Genomic DNA, 16,158 nt, shown 5'->3' with positions numbered 1-16,158 from the left:
TCGGGCGGCGTTAACGTCCCGTCAATCCGGACCGGTATACTCCCCGGCTTCCTTTCCGACCGAGCTCCAGCGCCCCCCGTGGCGCCGCCTCCCCATGTCCATCGAGAACCTGCGCAACATCGCCATCGTCGCTCACGTCGACCACGGCAAGACCACCCTCGTCGATTGCCTGCTGAAGCAGTCGGGCACGCTGAGCGAGCGCACCGTGCTGGCCGAGCGCGTGATGGACAGCAACGACCAGGAAAAGGAACGCGGCATCACCATCCTGGCCAAGAACACCGCCATCACCTGGCAGGGCAACCGCATCAACATCGTCGACACCCCGGGCCACGCCGACTTCGGCGGCGAGGTCGAGCGCGTGCTGTCGATGGTCGACTCGGTGCTGATCCTCGTCGATGCGATGGACGGCCCGATGCCGCAGACCCGCTTCGTGACTCAGAAGGCCTTCGCGATGGGCTTCAAGCCGATCGTCGTGGTCAACAAGATCGACCGCCCGGGCGCGCGCCCGGATTGGGTGATCGACCAGGTGTTCGACCTGTTCGACAAGCTCGGCGCCACCAACGAGCAGCTCGACTTCCCGATCGTCTACGCCTCGGCCCTGCACGGCTACGCCAGCCTCGACGACGCCGCCCGCGACGGCGACATGACCCCGCTGTACGAAGCGATCATGAAGCACGTGCCGGCGCCGCCGGTCGCCGCCGACGGCCCGTTCCAGATGCGCATCTCGCAGCTGGACTACAACAACTTCGTCGGCGTGATCGGCATCGGCCGCATCCAGCGCGGCACGCTGAAGAAGAACATGCCGGTCACCGTGATCGGCCGCGACGGCAAGAAGCGCCAGGGCAAGGTGATGCAGGTGCTCGGCTTCATGGGCCTCGAGCGCATCGAGCAGGAAACCGCCGAGGCCGGTGACATCGTCGCCATCTCGGGCATCCAGGACCTCACCATTTCCGACACGGTCTGCTCGATCGACATGCCGGAAGCGCTGCCGGCGCTCACCGTCGACGAGCCGACGATCTCGATGACGTTCCAGGTGAACAATTCGCCGTTCGCCGGCAACAAGGACCTCTCGGGCGGCAAGTTCCTGACCAGCCGCCAGATCAAGGACCGCCTCGAGCGCGAGGCCGTGCACAACGTCGCGCTGAAGGTCGAGCAGCTCGAGGACGCCGACAAGTTCCTCGTCTCGGGCCGCGGCGAGCTGCACCTCTCGGTGCTGATCGAGAACATGCGCCGCGAGGGCTATGAGCTCGCCGTGTCGCGCCCGGAAGTGATCATCAAGGAGATCGACGGCCAGCTGATGGAGCCTATCGAGCAGCTCGTGGTGGACGTGGAAGAGCAGCACCAGGGCGGCGTGATGGAAAAGCTCGGCACCCGCAAGGCCCAGCTCACCAACATGGAGCCGGACGGCAAGGGCCGCGTGCGCCTCGACTACATGATCCCGGCGCGTGGCCTGATCGGCTTCCAGAACGAGTTCCGCACCCTCACCCAGGGCTCGGGCCTGCTGTTCCACGTGTTCGACCACTACGGCCCGAAGGAAGCCGGCCAGATCGCCAAGCGCCTCAACGGCGTGATGATCGCCAACGCCCCGGGCCCGACCCCAGCCTACGCGCTGGGCCCGCTGCAGGAGCGCGGCAAGCTGTTCGCCGCCGAAGGCGACCAGGTGTACGAAGGCCAGCTCGTCGGCATCCACTCGAAGGACAACGACCTGACGGTGAACGCCATCCGCACCAAGCCGCTGACCAACATGCGCGCTTCGGGCAAGGACGACGCCATCCAGCTGTCGCCGCCGATCAAGTTCACCCTCGAGCAGGCGCTGGACTTCATCGACGACGACGAGCTGGTCGAGATCACGCCGAAGGAAATCCGCCTGCGCAAGAAGCTGCTGACGGAAAACGAGCGCAAGCGCGCCGGCCGCGCGGCCTGATCCAAAGCGGGCGCCGGCTTCCCGGCGCCCGTCCCCCATGCTCGCCGAACTCACGCCCGAACTGCTGGCGTTGACCGCGCTGGCCGGCCTCGCCGCCGGCCTGCTCGACAGCATCGTCGGCGGAGGCGGGCTGATCCTCACGCCGGCGATGCTCAACCTGCACCCCGGCCTGTCGATCCTCCAGCTGATCGGCACGCAGCGCACGAGCTCGATGCTCGGCACCAGCGTCGCGGCCTGGAACTACCTTTCGCGCATCCCCGTCGAGCGCAAGATCGTCGTGCCCGCCTGCATCGGCGCGCTCGTGGCTTCGGCCATCGGCGTGCAGTTCGCCAAGCGTCTCGACCCCGAACTGCTGAAGTGGACCGTACTGGCGATCTGCGCCGTGCTCGCGGTCTACACCGCGTTCCGCAAGGACTTCGGCCTCGTCGAATCCCGGCGCTACCCGCTCGAGAAGGAGGCGCTGGTGGCCACCGGCGTCGGCGCGGCCTGCGGGTTCTACAACGGCCTGATCGGCCCGGGCACCGGCACGATCATGGTCTTCGCCTTCGTCAGCGCGTTGGGCCTCGATTTCCTCAAATCCTCGGGCGTGTCGAAGGCGGCGAACGTCGCGGCCGACGTGAGCTCGTGGACCGTGCTCGCCATCGGCGGCTTCGTCGTCTGGGTGCTGGCCGTGCCGCTGATCCTCGGCAACATGCTGGGCAGCTGGATCGGCAGCCACCTCGCCATCCGCAAGGGCCAGCGCTTCGTGCGCTACGTGTTCCTCGGCGTGGTCACCGCGCTGATCGGCAAGCTCGCCTTCGACCTGCTGCGCGGCTGAGCGCTTCACGGCACGGCGGGTGCCGCCGCGATTAGCATCGAGGCTTCCGTATCTGGAGCCCGCCATGCCGAACCGTCCGCGCGCCCTGCCCGTTCTCATCGCGAGCATCCTCGTTACCACCGCCGGTCTTTCAGGCTGCGCCAACCGCACCGAGGGGGACGCATCGAACGCACCGCCCGCCGCTGATGCCGGCACCCCGGCGACGGTCGCCGCGGCACCGAAGGTGGACGTCGTCGAACTCTCCGTGGCCGAGGCACAGGCCGGCATGGTGGCGGGCCGGTTCAGCAGCGCCGACCTCGTCGACGCCTACCTCGGGCGCATCGCCGCCATCGACGATTCGGGCCCGACGCTCAACGCCGTCATCGCGCTGAATCCCACGGCCCGCGCCGACGCCGAGGCCTTGGACGCCGAGCGCGCGGCGGGCCAACTCCGCGGGCCGCTGCACGGCATCCCGGTGCTGGTGAAGGACAACATCGACGTCGCCGGCTTGCCCACCACGGCAGGCTCGCTGGCCCTCGCCAACCACGTGCCCGCCGACGACGCCGCGCTGGTGGCGTCGCTGCGAAAGGCCGGAGCGGTGATCCTTGGGAAGACGAACCTGAGCGAATGGGCGAACTTCCGCTCGACGAACTCGATCTCCGGCTGGAGCAGCGCAGGCGGCCAGACGCGCAACCCCTACGTGCTGGACCGCAACGCCTGCGGCTCGAGTTCGGGCACCGGCGCGGCCATCGCCGCCAGCCTCGCGACGGTCGGCGTGGGCACCGAGACCGACGGCAGCATCCTCTGTCCTTCGGCGGTGAACGGTCTGGTCGGCTTCAAGCCGACGGTCGGTGTGATCCCGGGCGACGGCATCGTGCCGATCTCGGCCTCGCAGGACACCGCCGGGCCCATGGCGCGCTCGATCGCGGACGCGGCCGCGCTGATGGAAGCGATGTCGGGCCTTGAGCCGATCACCACGCCCGACGCTCCGGAAACGACTGACGCGGCCGCTACCGCTCCGCTGGCCGGAAAGCGCTTCGGCCTGCTGCGTCAGGCGATGGGCCGCCACGCCGGCCTCGATGCCGCGACCGAGGCCGCCGTGGCCCGGCTTCGGGCGGCGGGCGCCGAGGTGGTCGATGCGGAGATCCCGACTTGGGGCCAATGGGGCGAGGCCGAACTCACGGTGCTGCTCTACGAGTTCAAGGACGGGTTGAACCGTTACCTCGCCGAGGGTCCGGCGCCGGTGGCCGACCTCGAGGCCCTCATCGCCTGGAACACCGCGAACGCCGATCGGGCGATGCCCTGGTTCGCGCAGGAACTGTTCGAACAAGCGCAGGCGAAAGGGCCATTGACCGAGCCCACCTATCGGGAGGCACGGGCGTCGGCGAAGCGTTTGGCGGGCGAAGACGGGTTGCTGAAGGTGCTCCGGGAGGGCGGATTCGATGCGCTGATCGCCCCCACCACCGGGCCGGCATGGCCGATCGACCCCGTGCTGGGCGACCACTTCACGAGCGCGGGCTACGGCGCGGCCGCCGTGGCCGGGACCCCCAGCCTCACGGTGCCGATGGGCGAGATCCATGGCCTGCCGGTCGGCCTGAGCCTGCTCGGAGCGAAGGATGGCGATGCGGGACTTCTGGCACTCGGAGCGGCCGTCGAGGCCCGATTGGCAGGCGCGCGACGCTCGCCGGACTTCCGGCCCACGCTGCAGCCCTGAGGGCGGCGGTCGTCGCCGACTCGAAAGTTGGAGCCCGGAAAAGTCGAAGGCGCCGGTTCCGAACCGGCGCCTTCGTGGTCATCTGAACCCCTGCAACTCCTCGATTCCACCTCCTGTGGAATCGCCCTGGGGGGCGAACAGCGCGATCGGCATCCTTGCTGGCTCCTTGCCATGCGGGTGTCCCCACCCTTCGAACCGCCACTGCCCGTCCCGGGGTGAGGCGACCATGCCAAACCGCCGCGGCTCCGCGCTTTCCTCAAGCGTGAGCATTTCTGAAGAGTTATGAAAGCCTTATGAAACAACGCGTTGAGTGACATCTGAGCCGCTCGCTCAACGGATCATGGCATCCACGGCCTGTTCCGCATCCGCCAGAGCACGACGCCGGTAATCGTCCGGAGCCAGCCGGGCGAGACCCAGCCGGCAGGCGCTGAGGGCCACACCCGCCTGGTCGAGCTGCCCCCGACGCGTCGCGATCTGGCTTTCGAAGCAACGCGCCATGGCGAGGCGAGGGTGGTGCTCCGGCAGGACCTCGGAGGCCCTCGCCTGGAAGCCGGCCAAGGCCACAGCCGCATCCTCGGTGCGCCCCAACAGCAGCAGGGTTTCGGCCCAGAGCTCGTGGATATCGACAGCCCGCGCATCGCGACCGAAGGTGTCCGGCTGTCCCACCAACTGGAGTCGCGCCATCACGGCGCTCGCGCCTGGGCGGTCGCCCTGCCGGGCAAGGCTGCGGGCCAGCTCGGAACCGGCCAAGACCGTCAGGATGTGGCGCTCGCCCAGCGCTTGGCTCCATCCGCGATGCGCGCGGCCGAACGAGCCCGTCGCCTCCTCGTCCCTCCCCTGCCCAGCCGCGACCAGGCCTTGGCGGTACTCGACGGCCAGAGAGTCCGGATGATCGGGGCCGAGCCGATCCAGGAGTAGACGATCCAGACGCTCGAGGATGGCGTCCGCCTCGGCGAAACGCCCGGCCCGGGCCAGCGCCTCGGCATAGTCGGAAAGCGCCCAAGCGGTGTGCGGATGCTCGGGCCCCGATTCGCGTTCGCGCAGGGCGACAAGCGCGCGGAAGGATTCCGCCGCCGCGCCTTCCTCGCCGATTCGGCTCTGGCACAGGCCAATGAACCAGCGGGCATCGGCTTCCACGCCAGCGGGCAATCCGTTCCGGCGCGGCTCGTCGGCGAGGAGCGACCCGAGTTGGCCGACCACCTCGCCGCATCTTCCGCTTTCGTAGAGCAGTTTCGCGCCCTCCACGAGGCTGGCGTCGGAAACAGCGCCGAGCGTGCTGCGATCGTGGGCGGCGGCGGCGTCGCAGGCGGTCTGCGCCGCTTCCAGGTTCCCGGACAACCTCTCCAACTGGCACAGCCGCCGTTGCTGGCCTGCCAGCGACTCCGTACCGGGGCTGACCCCCTCGGTGCGCTCGATCGCCCATCGCTGGTGGCGCGCCGCCTTCGCGTACTCGCCCCAGGACTCGTAGGCCTCGGCGACCGAGGCATGCACCGCCGCGGCCACCAGCGGGCGTTCGCCCAGACGCTCGTCGATCTTCGCCGCCGCCGCATCGAGCGACCCGCGCAAACTGATCCCGGCATCCCCGCCGCGATAGGGATCAGCTCGCGTGAGCATGTCATCGGTCAGGAAACCGAGCACCGCCTGAGCCTCGCTGCGCCGGAGGCCCTCGTCGCGCCGCGCGTCCCACGCCAGCCAGCCCGCCCAACTGGCGACAGCCAACCCGACGAACAGGGCCGCCGTCGCGGCTCCCAGCAGGCGCAGCCGGACCTGCTGGCGCTGCAGTTGCTGCGCGGCGAGGCGCTCGCGGGCCGCGGCCTTGTCGTGGGCTTCGGCGGCGAGGCGCCGCGCCGGCAACTGGCGCAGGTGCAGCGCCAACTGCTGGGCGCCCAGGGTGCGTTCCTCCACCCGGAGTGCGGCCAGGGCGCGGATGTCGTCGCGCAACAGCGGATCATCGACATCGGCCTCCCAGCCCGGCGCCAGCGGACGCCGAAGGTCCCCGACGACCAGCTGGTAAAGGAGGACGCCCAAGGCGTAGAGATCGCTGCGCTGCGTGGGCAGACCGCCCGCCAGGACCTCGGGGGCGGAGTGGAGGGCGGCGCCCGCGCCCGGTGCGGCGGCCTGGCGGGCATCGACGAGAACATCCGCGTCGAGGAGCGCTTCCGTCTGCTGCGAGAGCGGCGAGGCATGGCCGCCACCGAGGTCGGCCAAGGACGTGCGCCAGCCTTCGGCAAGCGACGAGTCCGGCGAGAGGAAGACATTGCCCGGCTTCAGGTCCTGGTGGACGACGCCCGCGGCATGCAGCTCCCCCAGGGTGTCGGCGATCTGCGCGAGCAGGGCGAGGCGGTGCTCGAGGGGCACGCCGCCACCGAGGGCCCGCGCGGCCATCCAGCGCGCCAAGTCGCCGTCCTCGAAGTACGGGTATTCGACGAACACGGGCGGCTCATCGAGCTGCCAGCCGAGCGCGGGCGCGAGGCCGGGCACGCGGTGGTTGATCGCGGCGAGGTAGCGATGCAGGGCGACCTCCCGGCGCACGTGGCGCAGGCCCTCTTCGCCGAGACCGATCTTGAGTGCCCTCGGCACCTCGCCCGACAGGGAATCGGCGAGTACCACCGTGCTGTGGGCGCCGCGACCGAGCACGCGCCGGAACGTCCATCCCGTCCGGTTCGGCACCGCCGCACCGACCCAGTCGTGCTCGGCGGCGGGAGCGGGCAACGGTGTTTCGGACTCGACCCAATGCACCTCGCCCGCCCAGCGGTAGCCGTAACCGTGCACCGACTGCAACGGCGCACCGGCCTCGTCGCCCAGCTCGCGACGCAGCCGGCTGATGGCCTTGGCTAGCGAGTTTTCCGAGACGACGCGCCCGGGCCAGGCCGCGTCGAGCAGATCGTCCTTGCCGAGCACCTGTCCGGCGCGCAGCAGCAGGGCAAGCAGCACCTCGTACGACGAGCGGTCGAGGGCCAACAGTTGCCGCCCACGACGGACCTGCGCGCTGCGCAAGTCCAATTCGGCCCCCGGCCAGCGCAGCACGCCGCCGCGCGGCACCTCGCCCGAAGCCCGTGGGTTCGAATCCGTTACCGACATCCGGTCATCGGCCCTTGCCGAGGACGAGTGCGAGGACGTCCCCGATGCTGCGGTGCTTCTCGAGCGGGTGGCGGAGCGGCAGCGAGGTGTCGAGCCGGTAGCGGTTGCGCCGACCGTCGCGCTCGCGCGTCAGCGCGCCCGCGGCCTCCAGCTCGGCAACGATGCGCTGCACCGCGCGCTCCGTGATGCCGACCTTCGAAGCGACGTCGCGCAGCGTCTGCTCCGCGTCCGCCGCGAGGCACACCAGCACATGGGTGTGGTTGCTGAGGAAGGTCCATGGGGCGTCGGTGTCGGCCGATTTCGCTCCCGTCTTGGTCGCGGGCGAAGCCTTCGCCGCGGGCTTCGCGGGCGAAGCCTTCACGCGCGACTCACCCGCGGGCTTGCGCCGCACGGGTTTTCGCGCTTCAATATTCACGACATCTTTTTCGTGTTTCGGAGATCGCACAATGTCCGCCGTCCTCGCTGAATCCCTTGCCCCGGCCCGCTACGTCCCCGCCGCGCTGCCGGCCACCACCATCCCGGTCGCGGCCGGCGATGGCATCGGTCCTGAGATCATGGACGCCACGCTGGCCATCCTCAAGGCCGCCGACCCGGCCCTTGCCTTCCACGCCGTCACGGTCGGCCTGAAAGCCTACGAAGGCGGCCTGATGGCCGGCATCGGCGAGGACACCTGGCAGGCCATCGACCAGCACAAGATCATCCTCAAGGGCCCGATCACCACGCCGCAGGGCGGCGGCTACAAGTCGGTGAACGTCACGCTGCGCAAGACGCTGGGCCTTTACGCCAACCTGCGCCCCTGCGTGTCCTACCACCCCTACGTGACCGCGCTGCACCCGACGATGGACGTCGTGATCGTCCGCGAGAACGAGGAGGACACCTACGCCGGCATCGAGCATCGCCAGAGCGACGAGGTGGTGCAGTGCCTGAAGCTGATCACCCGCCCAGGCTGCGAGCGCATCGTGCGCTACGCCTTCGAGTACGCCCGCGCGCACGGGCGGAAGAAGGTCACGTGCATGACCAAGGACAACATCATGAAGCTCACCGACGGCCTGTTCCACAAGGTCTTCGACGAGATCGCGCCGCAGTACCCGGAGATCGCGACCAGCCACATGATCATCGACATCGGCACGGCGCGCATGGCCAGCCGCCCTACCGATTTCGACGTGGTGGTCACCCCGAACCTCTACGGCGACATCCTCTCCGACGTCGCCGCCGAAGTGGCCGGTTCGATCGGCCTCGCCGGCTCGTCGAACATCGGCCACGACTGCGCCATGTTCGAAGCCGTCCACGGCTCCGCACCGGACATCGCCGGCAAGGACATCGCCAACCCCTCGGGCCTGTTGCTTTCGGCGGTGATGATGCTGGTCCACCTCGGCCGCGCGAAGCCCGCCACCGACATCCACAACGCCTGGCTCTGCACGCTTGAAGAAGGCCTCCACACCGGCGATATCTACCGCGACGGCGTGAGCCGCAGGAAAGTCGGCACCCGCGAGTTCGCCGAGGCCGTGATCGCGCGCCTTGGCCAACAGCCGAAGAAGATGGCCGCGGTGGATTACCCCGAGCGCGAGCCGGAATCGCTCGTGCACCCGGACGTCAGCATTCCGCCGCACGTCAATGCGAAGAAGGCGCTGGTTGGCGTCGATGTGTTCCTGAACTGGGATACCGACACCCGCGATCCGAACGAACTCGGCGCAGCGCTCGAAGGCCTCGCTGGCGAGGACTTCCGCCTGGCGCTGATCACCAACCGCGGCGTGAAGGTCTACCCGAACGGCAACCCGCAGACGCTGCGCACCGACCACTGGCGCTGCCGCTTCCCGGCCCTGAAGGAGACGGTGGACGGCCAGGCCATCTCGCGCCTGCTGATGCGCATCGCCGATGCCGGCTTCGACGCGGTGAAGACCGAGAACCTGTACACCTTCGACGGCGTGCGCGGCTACTCGCAGGCGCAGGGCGAGTAAGCGACATCGCGGGAAACCGGCGTGGCGGCGTCCGACACGTCGGCGCCGCCTCGACGCGATGTGGCGGACACTCACGGCATGCCCCTGCCCTACCCCGATCCCCGCGTCGCACTCGCCACCCTGCACGGCAAAGCCGACGCGTTGGCGCCAGCCCTGGCGGCGCTCGGCCTGCAGATCGAGACCGTCGCGATCGATACCGATGCGCTCGGCACCTTCGCCGGCGACATCGAGCGGCCGGGGACCGCGCACGAGGTTGTCATCGAGAAAGCCCGGCGCGGCATGGCCGCCAGCGGGCTGAAACTCGGCATCGCCACCGAGGGCAGCTTCGGCCCCGATCCGCTGCTCGGCTTCTTGCCCCTGCACACGGAACTGCTGACCTTTGTCGATGACATCCACGGCCAGACGGTGGTCATCGAGCACGCGGGCCACGACACCAACTGGGTCTCGAAAGCGCTTCGGCCCGGGGACGACCTCCAGCCCGTGCTCGCCGCGATCGGCCTGCCCGGCCACGCCGCCCTCGTGAAACCGAACCGTTGGGCGCTGCCTGCGAGCGAGCCGCTGCCCGTGGCCAAAGGCCTCATCGACGCAGCCGCCGTCGCCGAAGCGGTCGAGCGCATGGCAGCGCGCTCCGATGACGGCCTCGCGCGCCTCGAAGCCGATATGCGGGCGCACGTGAATCCGACCCGTCTCGCAGCCCTCGCCCGGCTGGGGCAGCGTCTCGCCGAGCGCCTCGCCACGCCCTGCCCCCGCTGCAGCGCGCCCGGCTTCGGCCGGATCGACGCGCAACTCGGGCTGCCTTGCGAACTGTGTGGGGAAGCGACCGACCTCGTCCGCGCCGAAATCCACGCCTGCGGCGTCTGCGGGCATCGCGAAAACCGGCCTCGCGCCGATGGCCTCTCCGTCGCCGACGCGGGCCACTGCCCGGAATGCAATCCCTGAGCCCCCCGCCCCGAACGGGGCGAGGCGACGGTCATCCGATCAGAGCGATGCCGGCTGCGCGATCTGCGACTGCTTGCGCACGATCAGCATGGCGATCTCCAGCGACTGCTCGTAGTTGAGCCGCGGGTCCACCGTGGTGCGGTAGTCGCGGGCCAGGTCGGAATCGACCAGCTCGCGCGCACCGCCCGTGCACTCGGTGACGTTCTCGCCGGTGAGTTCGAGATGCACGCCGGCCAGTCGCGTTCCGGCGGCGGCATGCGCGTCGAAGCTCTGCTCCACTTCCGCACGGATGTTGTCGAAGCGGCGCGTCTTGTAGCCGTTCGCCGCCGTCTCCGTGTTGCCGTGCATCGGGTCGCACATCCACGCCACGCGGCGCCCTTCGCGCTTCATCGCTTCCAGCAGCGGCGGCAGCTTCTCGAGCACCTTCCCGGCGCCCATGCGGTGGATGTAGACGAGGCGGCCCGGTTCGTTCTCGGGGTTCAGCACGTCGGCGAGGCGCAGGGCCTGGTCCGGCGTCACCGACGGCCCAAGCTTGATGCCGATCGGATTGCGGATGCCGCGGAAATACTCGGTGTGCGCGCCATCGAGCTGCGCCGTGCGCATGCCGATCCACGGGAAATGCGTGCTGAGGTTGAACCAGCCCCACTGGCGCGGCACCTGGCGCGTCTGCGCTTCCTCGTAGGGCAGCAGCAGCGCTTCGTGGGACGTGTAGAAGTCGACGCGGCTGAGGTTGTCGATGGGGCCGCCCGTCACCGTCTCCATGAAGCGCACGGCATCGCCGATGCCGCTCACCATCTTCTGGTACTCCTCGGCCAGCGGCGAGCGCGCCACCCAGCCGAGGTCCCAGTACTCCGGGTGGTGAAGGTCGGCGAAACCACCGTCGATCAGCGCACGCACGAAGTTCATCGTCATCGCCGAGCGTGCGTGGCCCTTCACCATGCGGCGTGGGTCGGGAATGCGCGCTTCCGGCGTGAACTCCGGCGCGTTGATGAAATCACCGCGGTAGCTCGGCAGCGTCACGCCATCGCGCTCTTCGAGGTCGGCCGAGCGCGGCTTCGCGTACTGGCCGGCGAAGCGGCCGATGCGCACCACCGGCAGGCGCAGGCCGTGCACCAGCACGACGCTCATCTGCAGGAGCACCTTGAGGCGGTTCGAGATCAGGCCGCTTTCGCAGTCGGCGAAGCTCTCGGCGCAATCGCCGCCTTGGAGGATGAAGCGCTTGCCCACCTCGGCCTCGGCGATCTGCCGCTTCAGCGCCAGCACTTCCCAGGACGTGACCAGCGGCGGGAGGGCCTCCAGCTCGCGCCCCACCGCGGCCAAGGCCTCGGCGTCCGGATAGTTCGGCTGCTGCAGCGCCGTTTTCGTCCGCCACGACGAACGCGTCCAAGCAGCGGGCGCGTTGACGGGGGTGACGGGACGATCCTGCGCGTTCATCGGTGTTCTCTTTGGGGTTGGCCAAAGACTATGCCACGCGAGAATTCGAGTCGCGACTCCATTACATCCGCAACTTCATGAGCTCATGCCTCAGCCGCGGCGGCGAAGGCCCGCCACCAGCGCACCGAGGCCCAGCAGCACAAAGCACAGCAGCGTCCAGGCCGGCATCGACAAGCCGAGGAAAGCCCAGTCGACCTTCGCGCAGTCCGCCGAGCCCGAGAGCGTCTCGGCCAACGCGTCGATGGGGCCCAGCGATTCGAGCATGTAGGAGAGCCCCTGCCCGCTGCAGCTCGGGAAGCCGCTCGGCGGCTGCAACTGCAGCCACACGTGCCGCGCCGCGATGCTGCCACCCACCGCGGCCAGCAGGGCGATGGCGATGCCGTAGGCGCCCCGGCCCGCGCGACCGCTGGGGTTATGCAGGGCCGCGACGAGGCCCAGCAGGCCCATCCCAGCGAAGAAGAAGCGCTGCAGGATGCACAGCGGGCACGGCAGCATGAACATGCCGTGCTCGACGTAGAGCGCGAAACCGAGCAGGGCCGCGCAGACGGCGAAGCCGAACAGCATCTGCAGGCGGAAGGACCAGGTGAAGGGGTTGGCGTTCGGCATGGGAAACACACAGGGAAAGTCAAAAGGGATTGTGCTCCGACTACCGCAATCGCGGCCAGTTCCCTAAAATCGCGCCCGCGGGCCACCCCCGGATCCGCACACCAAGGACGATATCCCCCAATGCACAAACTGATTTCTTCTGCCGCCCTCGTGGTGGCTGGCCTGCTTTCGACTGCCGCATTCGCCCAGACCAGCCCGCCGAATGGGTGGGATGACCATATCGCCGGTTGCTTTGCATCTGACCCAACCTTTGCAGATCCGACGCGCGGCTTTGAGCGCCTTCCTACGCCCGCGAGTGCGCAGCGTGTCGACGTAGCCTTTACCTCCATCGGAACACGCAACATTCGTTTGGCCGTGTGGCGACAGGACTGCGCAAACAATCCAAGCTTTCCGATTCTGATGGTCCGGTTCGAGCAGATTCGCGATCCGAATCTTCCGGGCTTGCCAGTGAGCACGACCTTGGCCAATCGCGACATCGAGCTCATTCAGGGAGGTACGGTTTCCCATGCAGAAACTTTGGGGGCGTGCTCTGGACGCTTCTGCATGGGAATCAATCAGGGCGCTTGGGAGTTCGAGCGCCTGCCCAGCGCGGGAACGATCATCGTCGCCCAAGCCCGAGATCCGAATGTCCTCCTCCGTAACGGCTTCCAGTTCCGCCTTCGTGGCACCACGCAGGCGGTGACCATTGGCGGAACGACCGGCGGCAGCGGCGATCTGCCGATGGCGGGCCGTCTCAACGGCACCTACTTCGACCCGGCACGTAGCGGCGAAGGCATCCTCGTCGACTTTTTCGACGCCGGCGCCAACAAGGGCGTGTTCGTCTCCTGGTACACCTTCGACGATGCCGGCAACCCGTTGTGGCTGGTCGGCAACGCCACGCTGGCTCCGAACGGCACGCAGGTCGACGTCCCGTTGATCGTGACCCGCGGAGGCCGTTTCGGGCCTCTCTTCAACGCGGCTAATGTCACCCGGACGGGATGGGGCACGGTGAATCTCCGATTCCCAAACTGCTCCACCGCCGTCATGCGATACACGCGCACGTCGGATGGCCAGACGGGCCAGTACACGATGTCGCGCCTCGGCCCAGCCAGCGGCGTCAGCTGCTGATCCGCGCCCCAGCGTCAATGCAACGGCGGCCCCTCGGCCGCCGTTCTCATGCCGTTGAAGCCACGCGGCCCCGCTTTTCGAAGGCACCCAGAACCTTGAGTATCGAAACTTCGGATTTCTGCAGGAACCGAGACGCAAGGTGCCGGTTCATTTCCAACAGCTGCGGCGATCGCCGGCGTGCCAGCGATTAAGGTCCGCGGCGTGATCTGCAACCATCACCGCTCCCACCCAAAAAAGAAGACTCCCCCCAATGAAGACCCGCTCACAGATCGCCGCTCTCACCCTAACCACCGTCCTTGCCGGCACCGCCGTCGCCCAAGTCCCGCCGGAACTGCTCGGCCTCGGCAACAGCACCCTCGAAGCCATCGACACCAGCAAGCTGCAAGCCCCGTCGGGCGGCGGCTGGGCGGACATCGGCCAAGGCAACAGCGAAGGATTGGGATGCGTCGTCTCGTTCATCAGCACCACGAGCAACGATGAGATCGGCGACACCTTCGGCCTCATCGGCCCGGCCACGAAAGAGCACGCCGAGAAGGGCATCGGCCTTGTCGTATTCACTGGCCGACGCATTCCTCCTTCAACGCAGGATGGAGCCCTCCAGCGCATCACCATCCTCAGCGACGAAGCGCCCAACACGACCCGCGCCATGCACTACAGCAATGGCGAGATGAATGTCTTCATGGTGCCGGTGCAGATCAACGCGATGCTCGAAGCCAGCAACCCAGAGGAATCGATCGGCATCGTCTTCAACGGCGCGGAGGTTTATCGGGTGAACATCACCTCGTACAACGAGGGCCGAGTGAAGTTGCGCGACTGCATGCGCGGCTGACGCCCCCTCTGGCGTCCAGGCCCCGCTCAGGAGCGCGGGGCCTCGGTCATCTCTGCGCACAGGTTGGGCGACCAGCCGTCGCCGCTCTTGAACGCCGTGACGACGACATCCGCGACCCTGAACTCGCGCCGGCCGTCAGGAATCAGGACGAACTGGATGTTGCAGCTCCGATAAACCCCTTCGACCCAGCTGTGGCCGGTGTAAACGCGCTGAACAACGTAACGGCTGTCGTAATCCTGGCCGTAAGCTAGGAAGCGGATCCCGGCCGCCTCGCTGACCTGCGGGGCCCCCATCGCCACCACGACATCGCGCTCGGATTTGCCTTGCCAAGCCATCAGCATGTCGGCTTCCGTCTTGCTGGTGCGTCGACCTCCGCGCAAGCGCGCGGCCTCGTCACGGAAGTCGAACTCCGCCTGCTGCTCCTCCAATGAGGCAAGCACCGCCGCCTTCTGTGCCTCCAGATTCCGCTGCGCCTCCTCGAGGCGCTGCCGCAACGCCAGCCTTTCCTGCTCCGTCAGCGGGGCGCCGTGGCTGATGGACGGCATCTGCACGTCGGGCCACATCTTCGACCACGTCAGCTCAGCCAGTTCCGTTTGCAGCAGGCTGCTTGGCACGACCAGGGTCTCCCCCAGCCCCAGCGGACTCATCCGCTCGCGGTACACGGCGGGAATCAACACGTTGTTCGCGTCGAACGACCCGTTGATCGCGGCGGTGACCAAAGGCGCATTGCACGCCACCTGATACGCGCGCTTCATGGTTTCGTTGGCGCTGGACTGCCACTCGGCGGAGGCCAGCGGCGTGATGTCCGGCGAATTCTTGGCGCGCGTGCGGCCGTCGTGCATCCGGAACAGCACCGCTTCCGGCATGCGCGTGGGCTGATTGTCGTCACCTGAGGCCGCGCGGCGAGAGCGTCGTTCGAGAGAAAGGCTCGGGCAGCGGATGTCCAAACGCGTCTGCATCCAGAACGGTCGATCCAAGGCCTCGTACACCATCGTCAGCCTGACCCGCTTGATGCTCTCGAGTTCCTTCAAGGCCGAGAGGTTCGAGAGCACAGGTAACGGACTTTCATCGTGGACGAAAGCATCGGCATAGGTGATGACGCGATTGGGCGTAGCTCCTTGTTGATCGATCAGGACCAACCACGATGCAGATGCTGCAGACGAAAACGCGACTGCCAGAACCAGAGCAAGGTACACATGAGCGGGGGGGCGAGCCTTCATGCTTCAAGAAGCCTTTTGAAAACGGGGCCGGGGGGGGGGATGATTGCTCGCGACCACGATCGCGCCGGGAGACCGGCGCTAGCTTAATCCGCCGGCGAACGGCACAAACGAAAAACCCCGGCGTTAGCCGGGGTTTTTCTTCGAAGAACGCGGCGCTCGACGCTTACTCGGCGTCGACAGCCTCGGTGGCACGCGGGCGATCCACCAGCTCGACGTAAGCCATCGGAGCGTTGTCGCCCGGACGGAAGCCGCACTTCAGGATGCGCAGGTAGCCGCCCGGACGCGCCTGGTAGCGCGGACCGAGTTCGACGAACAGCTTGCCCACCGCTTCCTTGTCGCGCAGACGCGAGAAGGCGAGACGACGGTTGGCGACGCCATCCGTCTTGGCCATCGTGATGAGCGGCTCGGCGATGCGACGCAGCTCCTTGGCCTTCGGCAGGGTGGTACGGATCAGCTCGTGCTTGAACAGCGACGAAGCCATGTTGCGGAACATCGCTTCACGATGTGCGCTGGTGCGGCTGAACTTGCGGCCGGCGTTGAGGTGACGCAT

At 68.0% G+C, this 16,158-nt stretch carries 13 protein-coding genes; 7 read left to right on the top strand and 6 right to left on the bottom strand.

Annotated features, from left to right (window positions below):
- The first annotated feature begins 94 nt into the window (after positions 1-94).
- From typA to O9280_RS02820, 3 genes are all read left to right on the top strand, one after another.
- Positions 95-1,924: a translational GTPase TypA gene (gene typA / locus O9280_RS02830; RefSeq protein WP_297867692.1), complete on the top strand. Its 1,830-nt coding sequence runs from the start codon at positions 95-97 to the stop codon at positions 1,922-1,924.
- A 37-nt stretch (positions 1,925-1,961) separates the two neighbouring features.
- Positions 1,962-2,741, top strand: coding sequence for a sulfite exporter TauE/SafE family protein (locus O9280_RS02825; RefSeq protein ID WP_298338435.1), 780 nt, complete (start codon positions 1,962-1,964; stop codon positions 2,739-2,741).
- A gap of 64 nt (positions 2,742-2,805) precedes the next feature.
- Entirely contained in the window at positions 2,806-4,434 is a 1,629-nt protein-coding gene (locus O9280_RS02820; protein WP_298338432.1) for an amidase, read from the top strand.
- Between the two features lie 330 nt (positions 4,435-4,764).
- Here the strand turns inward: O9280_RS02820 and O9280_RS02815 are convergent, their stop codons facing one another.
- Both O9280_RS02815 and O9280_RS02810 read right to left on the bottom strand, forming a co-directional pair.
- Entirely contained in the window at positions 4,765-7,515 is a 2,751-nt protein-coding gene (locus O9280_RS02815; RefSeq protein ID WP_298338429.1) for a winged helix-turn-helix domain-containing protein, read from the bottom strand.
- Between the two features lie 4 nt (positions 7,516-7,519).
- Positions 7,520-7,876, bottom strand: a complete 357-nt coding sequence (locus O9280_RS02810; RefSeq protein WP_298338426.1) for a winged helix-turn-helix domain-containing protein — start codon at positions 7,874-7,876, stop codon at positions 7,520-7,522.
- Between the two features lie 85 nt (positions 7,877-7,961).
- Between O9280_RS02810 and O9280_RS02805 the strand changes: the two genes are divergently transcribed.
- Positions 7,962-9,473 carry an NADP-dependent isocitrate dehydrogenase gene (locus O9280_RS02805; protein ID WP_298338424.1) on the top strand — a complete coding sequence of 504 codons (1,512 nt, stop codon included), beginning with the start codon at positions 7,962-7,964 and terminating at the stop codon, positions 9,471-9,473.
- Positions 9,474-9,551: 78 nt separating this feature from the next.
- On the top strand, positions 9,552-10,412 hold the full coding sequence (locus O9280_RS02800) for a DUF6671 family protein (RefSeq protein ID WP_298338421.1): 861 nt from the start codon (positions 9,552-9,554) through the stop codon (positions 10,410-10,412).
- Positions 10,413-10,451: 39 nt separating this feature from the next.
- Here the strand turns inward: O9280_RS02800 and O9280_RS02795 are convergent, their stop codons facing one another.
- Positions 10,452-11,846, bottom strand: coding sequence for a 3-deoxy-7-phosphoheptulonate synthase class II (locus tag O9280_RS02795; protein WP_298338419.1), 1,395 nt, complete (start codon positions 11,844-11,846; stop codon positions 10,452-10,454).
- Positions 11,847-11,936: 90 nt separating this feature from the next.
- Positions 11,937-12,452 (bottom strand): disulfide bond formation protein B, encoded by a 516-nt coding sequence (locus tag O9280_RS02790; RefSeq protein WP_298338416.1) that lies wholly within the window; start codon positions 12,450-12,452, stop codon positions 11,937-11,939.
- Positions 12,453-12,572: 120 nt separating this feature from the next.
- Here O9280_RS02790 and O9280_RS02785 point away from each other — a divergent pair, with 120 nt between their 5' ends.
- Together O9280_RS02785 and O9280_RS02780 are read left to right on the top strand one after the other, a co-directional pair.
- On the top strand, positions 12,573-13,559 hold the full coding sequence (locus tag O9280_RS02785; protein ID WP_298338413.1) for a hypothetical protein: 987 nt from the start codon (positions 12,573-12,575) through the stop codon (positions 13,557-13,559).
- A 250-nt stretch (positions 13,560-13,809) separates the two neighbouring features.
- A complete protein-coding gene (locus tag O9280_RS02780) occupies positions 13,810-14,388 on the top strand; it encodes a hypothetical protein (RefSeq protein ID WP_298338410.1) in 579 nt (192 codons plus the stop codon).
- A 26-nt stretch (positions 14,389-14,414) separates the two neighbouring features.
- Here O9280_RS02780 and O9280_RS02775 read toward each other — a convergent pair whose 3' ends face one another.
- Both O9280_RS02775 and rplQ read right to left on the bottom strand, forming a co-directional pair.
- Positions 14,415-15,527: a hypothetical protein gene (locus O9280_RS02775; RefSeq protein WP_298338408.1), complete on the bottom strand. Its 1,113-nt coding sequence runs from the start codon at positions 15,525-15,527 to the stop codon at positions 14,415-14,417.
- A 244-nt stretch (positions 15,528-15,771) separates the two neighbouring features.
- The gene (gene rplQ, locus O9280_RS02770; RefSeq protein ID WP_297876030.1) at positions 15,772-16,158 is read right to left on the bottom strand and encodes a 50S ribosomal protein L17; all 387 of its coding nucleotides are present in this window, start codon (positions 16,156-16,158) and stop codon (positions 15,772-15,774) included.

It is taken from the genome of Silanimonas sp., from assembly GCF_027531545.1.
In the GTDB taxonomy this organism is placed as follows: domain Bacteria; phylum Pseudomonadota; class Gammaproteobacteria; order Xanthomonadales; family Xanthomonadaceae; genus Silanimonas.
Note: the sequence above shows the minus strand (reverse complement) of the source record. Positions and strands in the feature narration are given on the sequence as shown.

Coding starts and splice junctions, on each gene's coding strand:
- rplQ (WP_297876030.1), bottom strand. CDS start 16,158: ATGCGTCACCTCAACGCCGGCCGCAAGTTCAGCCGCACCAGCGCACAT.
- O9280_RS02785 (WP_298338413.1), top strand. CDS start 12,573: ATGCACAAACTGATTTCTTCTGCCGCCCTCGTGGTGGCTGGCCTGCTT.
- O9280_RS02820 (WP_298338432.1), top strand. CDS start 2,806: ATGCCGAACCGTCCGCGCGCCCTGCCCGTTCTCATCGCGAGCATCCTC.
- typA (WP_297867692.1), top strand. CDS start 95: ATGTCCATCGAGAACCTGCGCAACATCGCCATCGTCGCTCACGTCGAC.
- O9280_RS02795 (WP_298338419.1), bottom strand. CDS start 11,846: ATGAACGCGCAGGATCGTCCCGTCACCCCCGTCAACGCGCCCGCTGCT.
- O9280_RS02825 (WP_298338435.1), top strand. CDS start 1,962: ATGCTCGCCGAACTCACGCCCGAACTGCTGGCGTTGACCGCGCTGGCC.
- O9280_RS02815 (WP_298338429.1), bottom strand. CDS start 7,515: ATGTCGGTAACGGATTCGAACCCACGGGCTTCGGGCGAGGTGCCGCGC.
- O9280_RS02790 (WP_298338416.1), bottom strand. CDS start 12,452: ATGCCGAACGCCAACCCCTTCACCTGGTCCTTCCGCCTGCAGATGCTG.
- O9280_RS02805 (WP_298338424.1), top strand. CDS start 7,962: ATGTCCGCCGTCCTCGCTGAATCCCTTGCCCCGGCCCGCTACGTCCCC.
- O9280_RS02780 (WP_298338410.1), top strand. CDS start 13,810: ATGAAGACCCGCTCACAGATCGCCGCTCTCACCCTAACCACCGTCCTT.
- O9280_RS02800 (WP_298338421.1), top strand. CDS start 9,552: ATGCCCCTGCCCTACCCCGATCCCCGCGTCGCACTCGCCACCCTGCAC.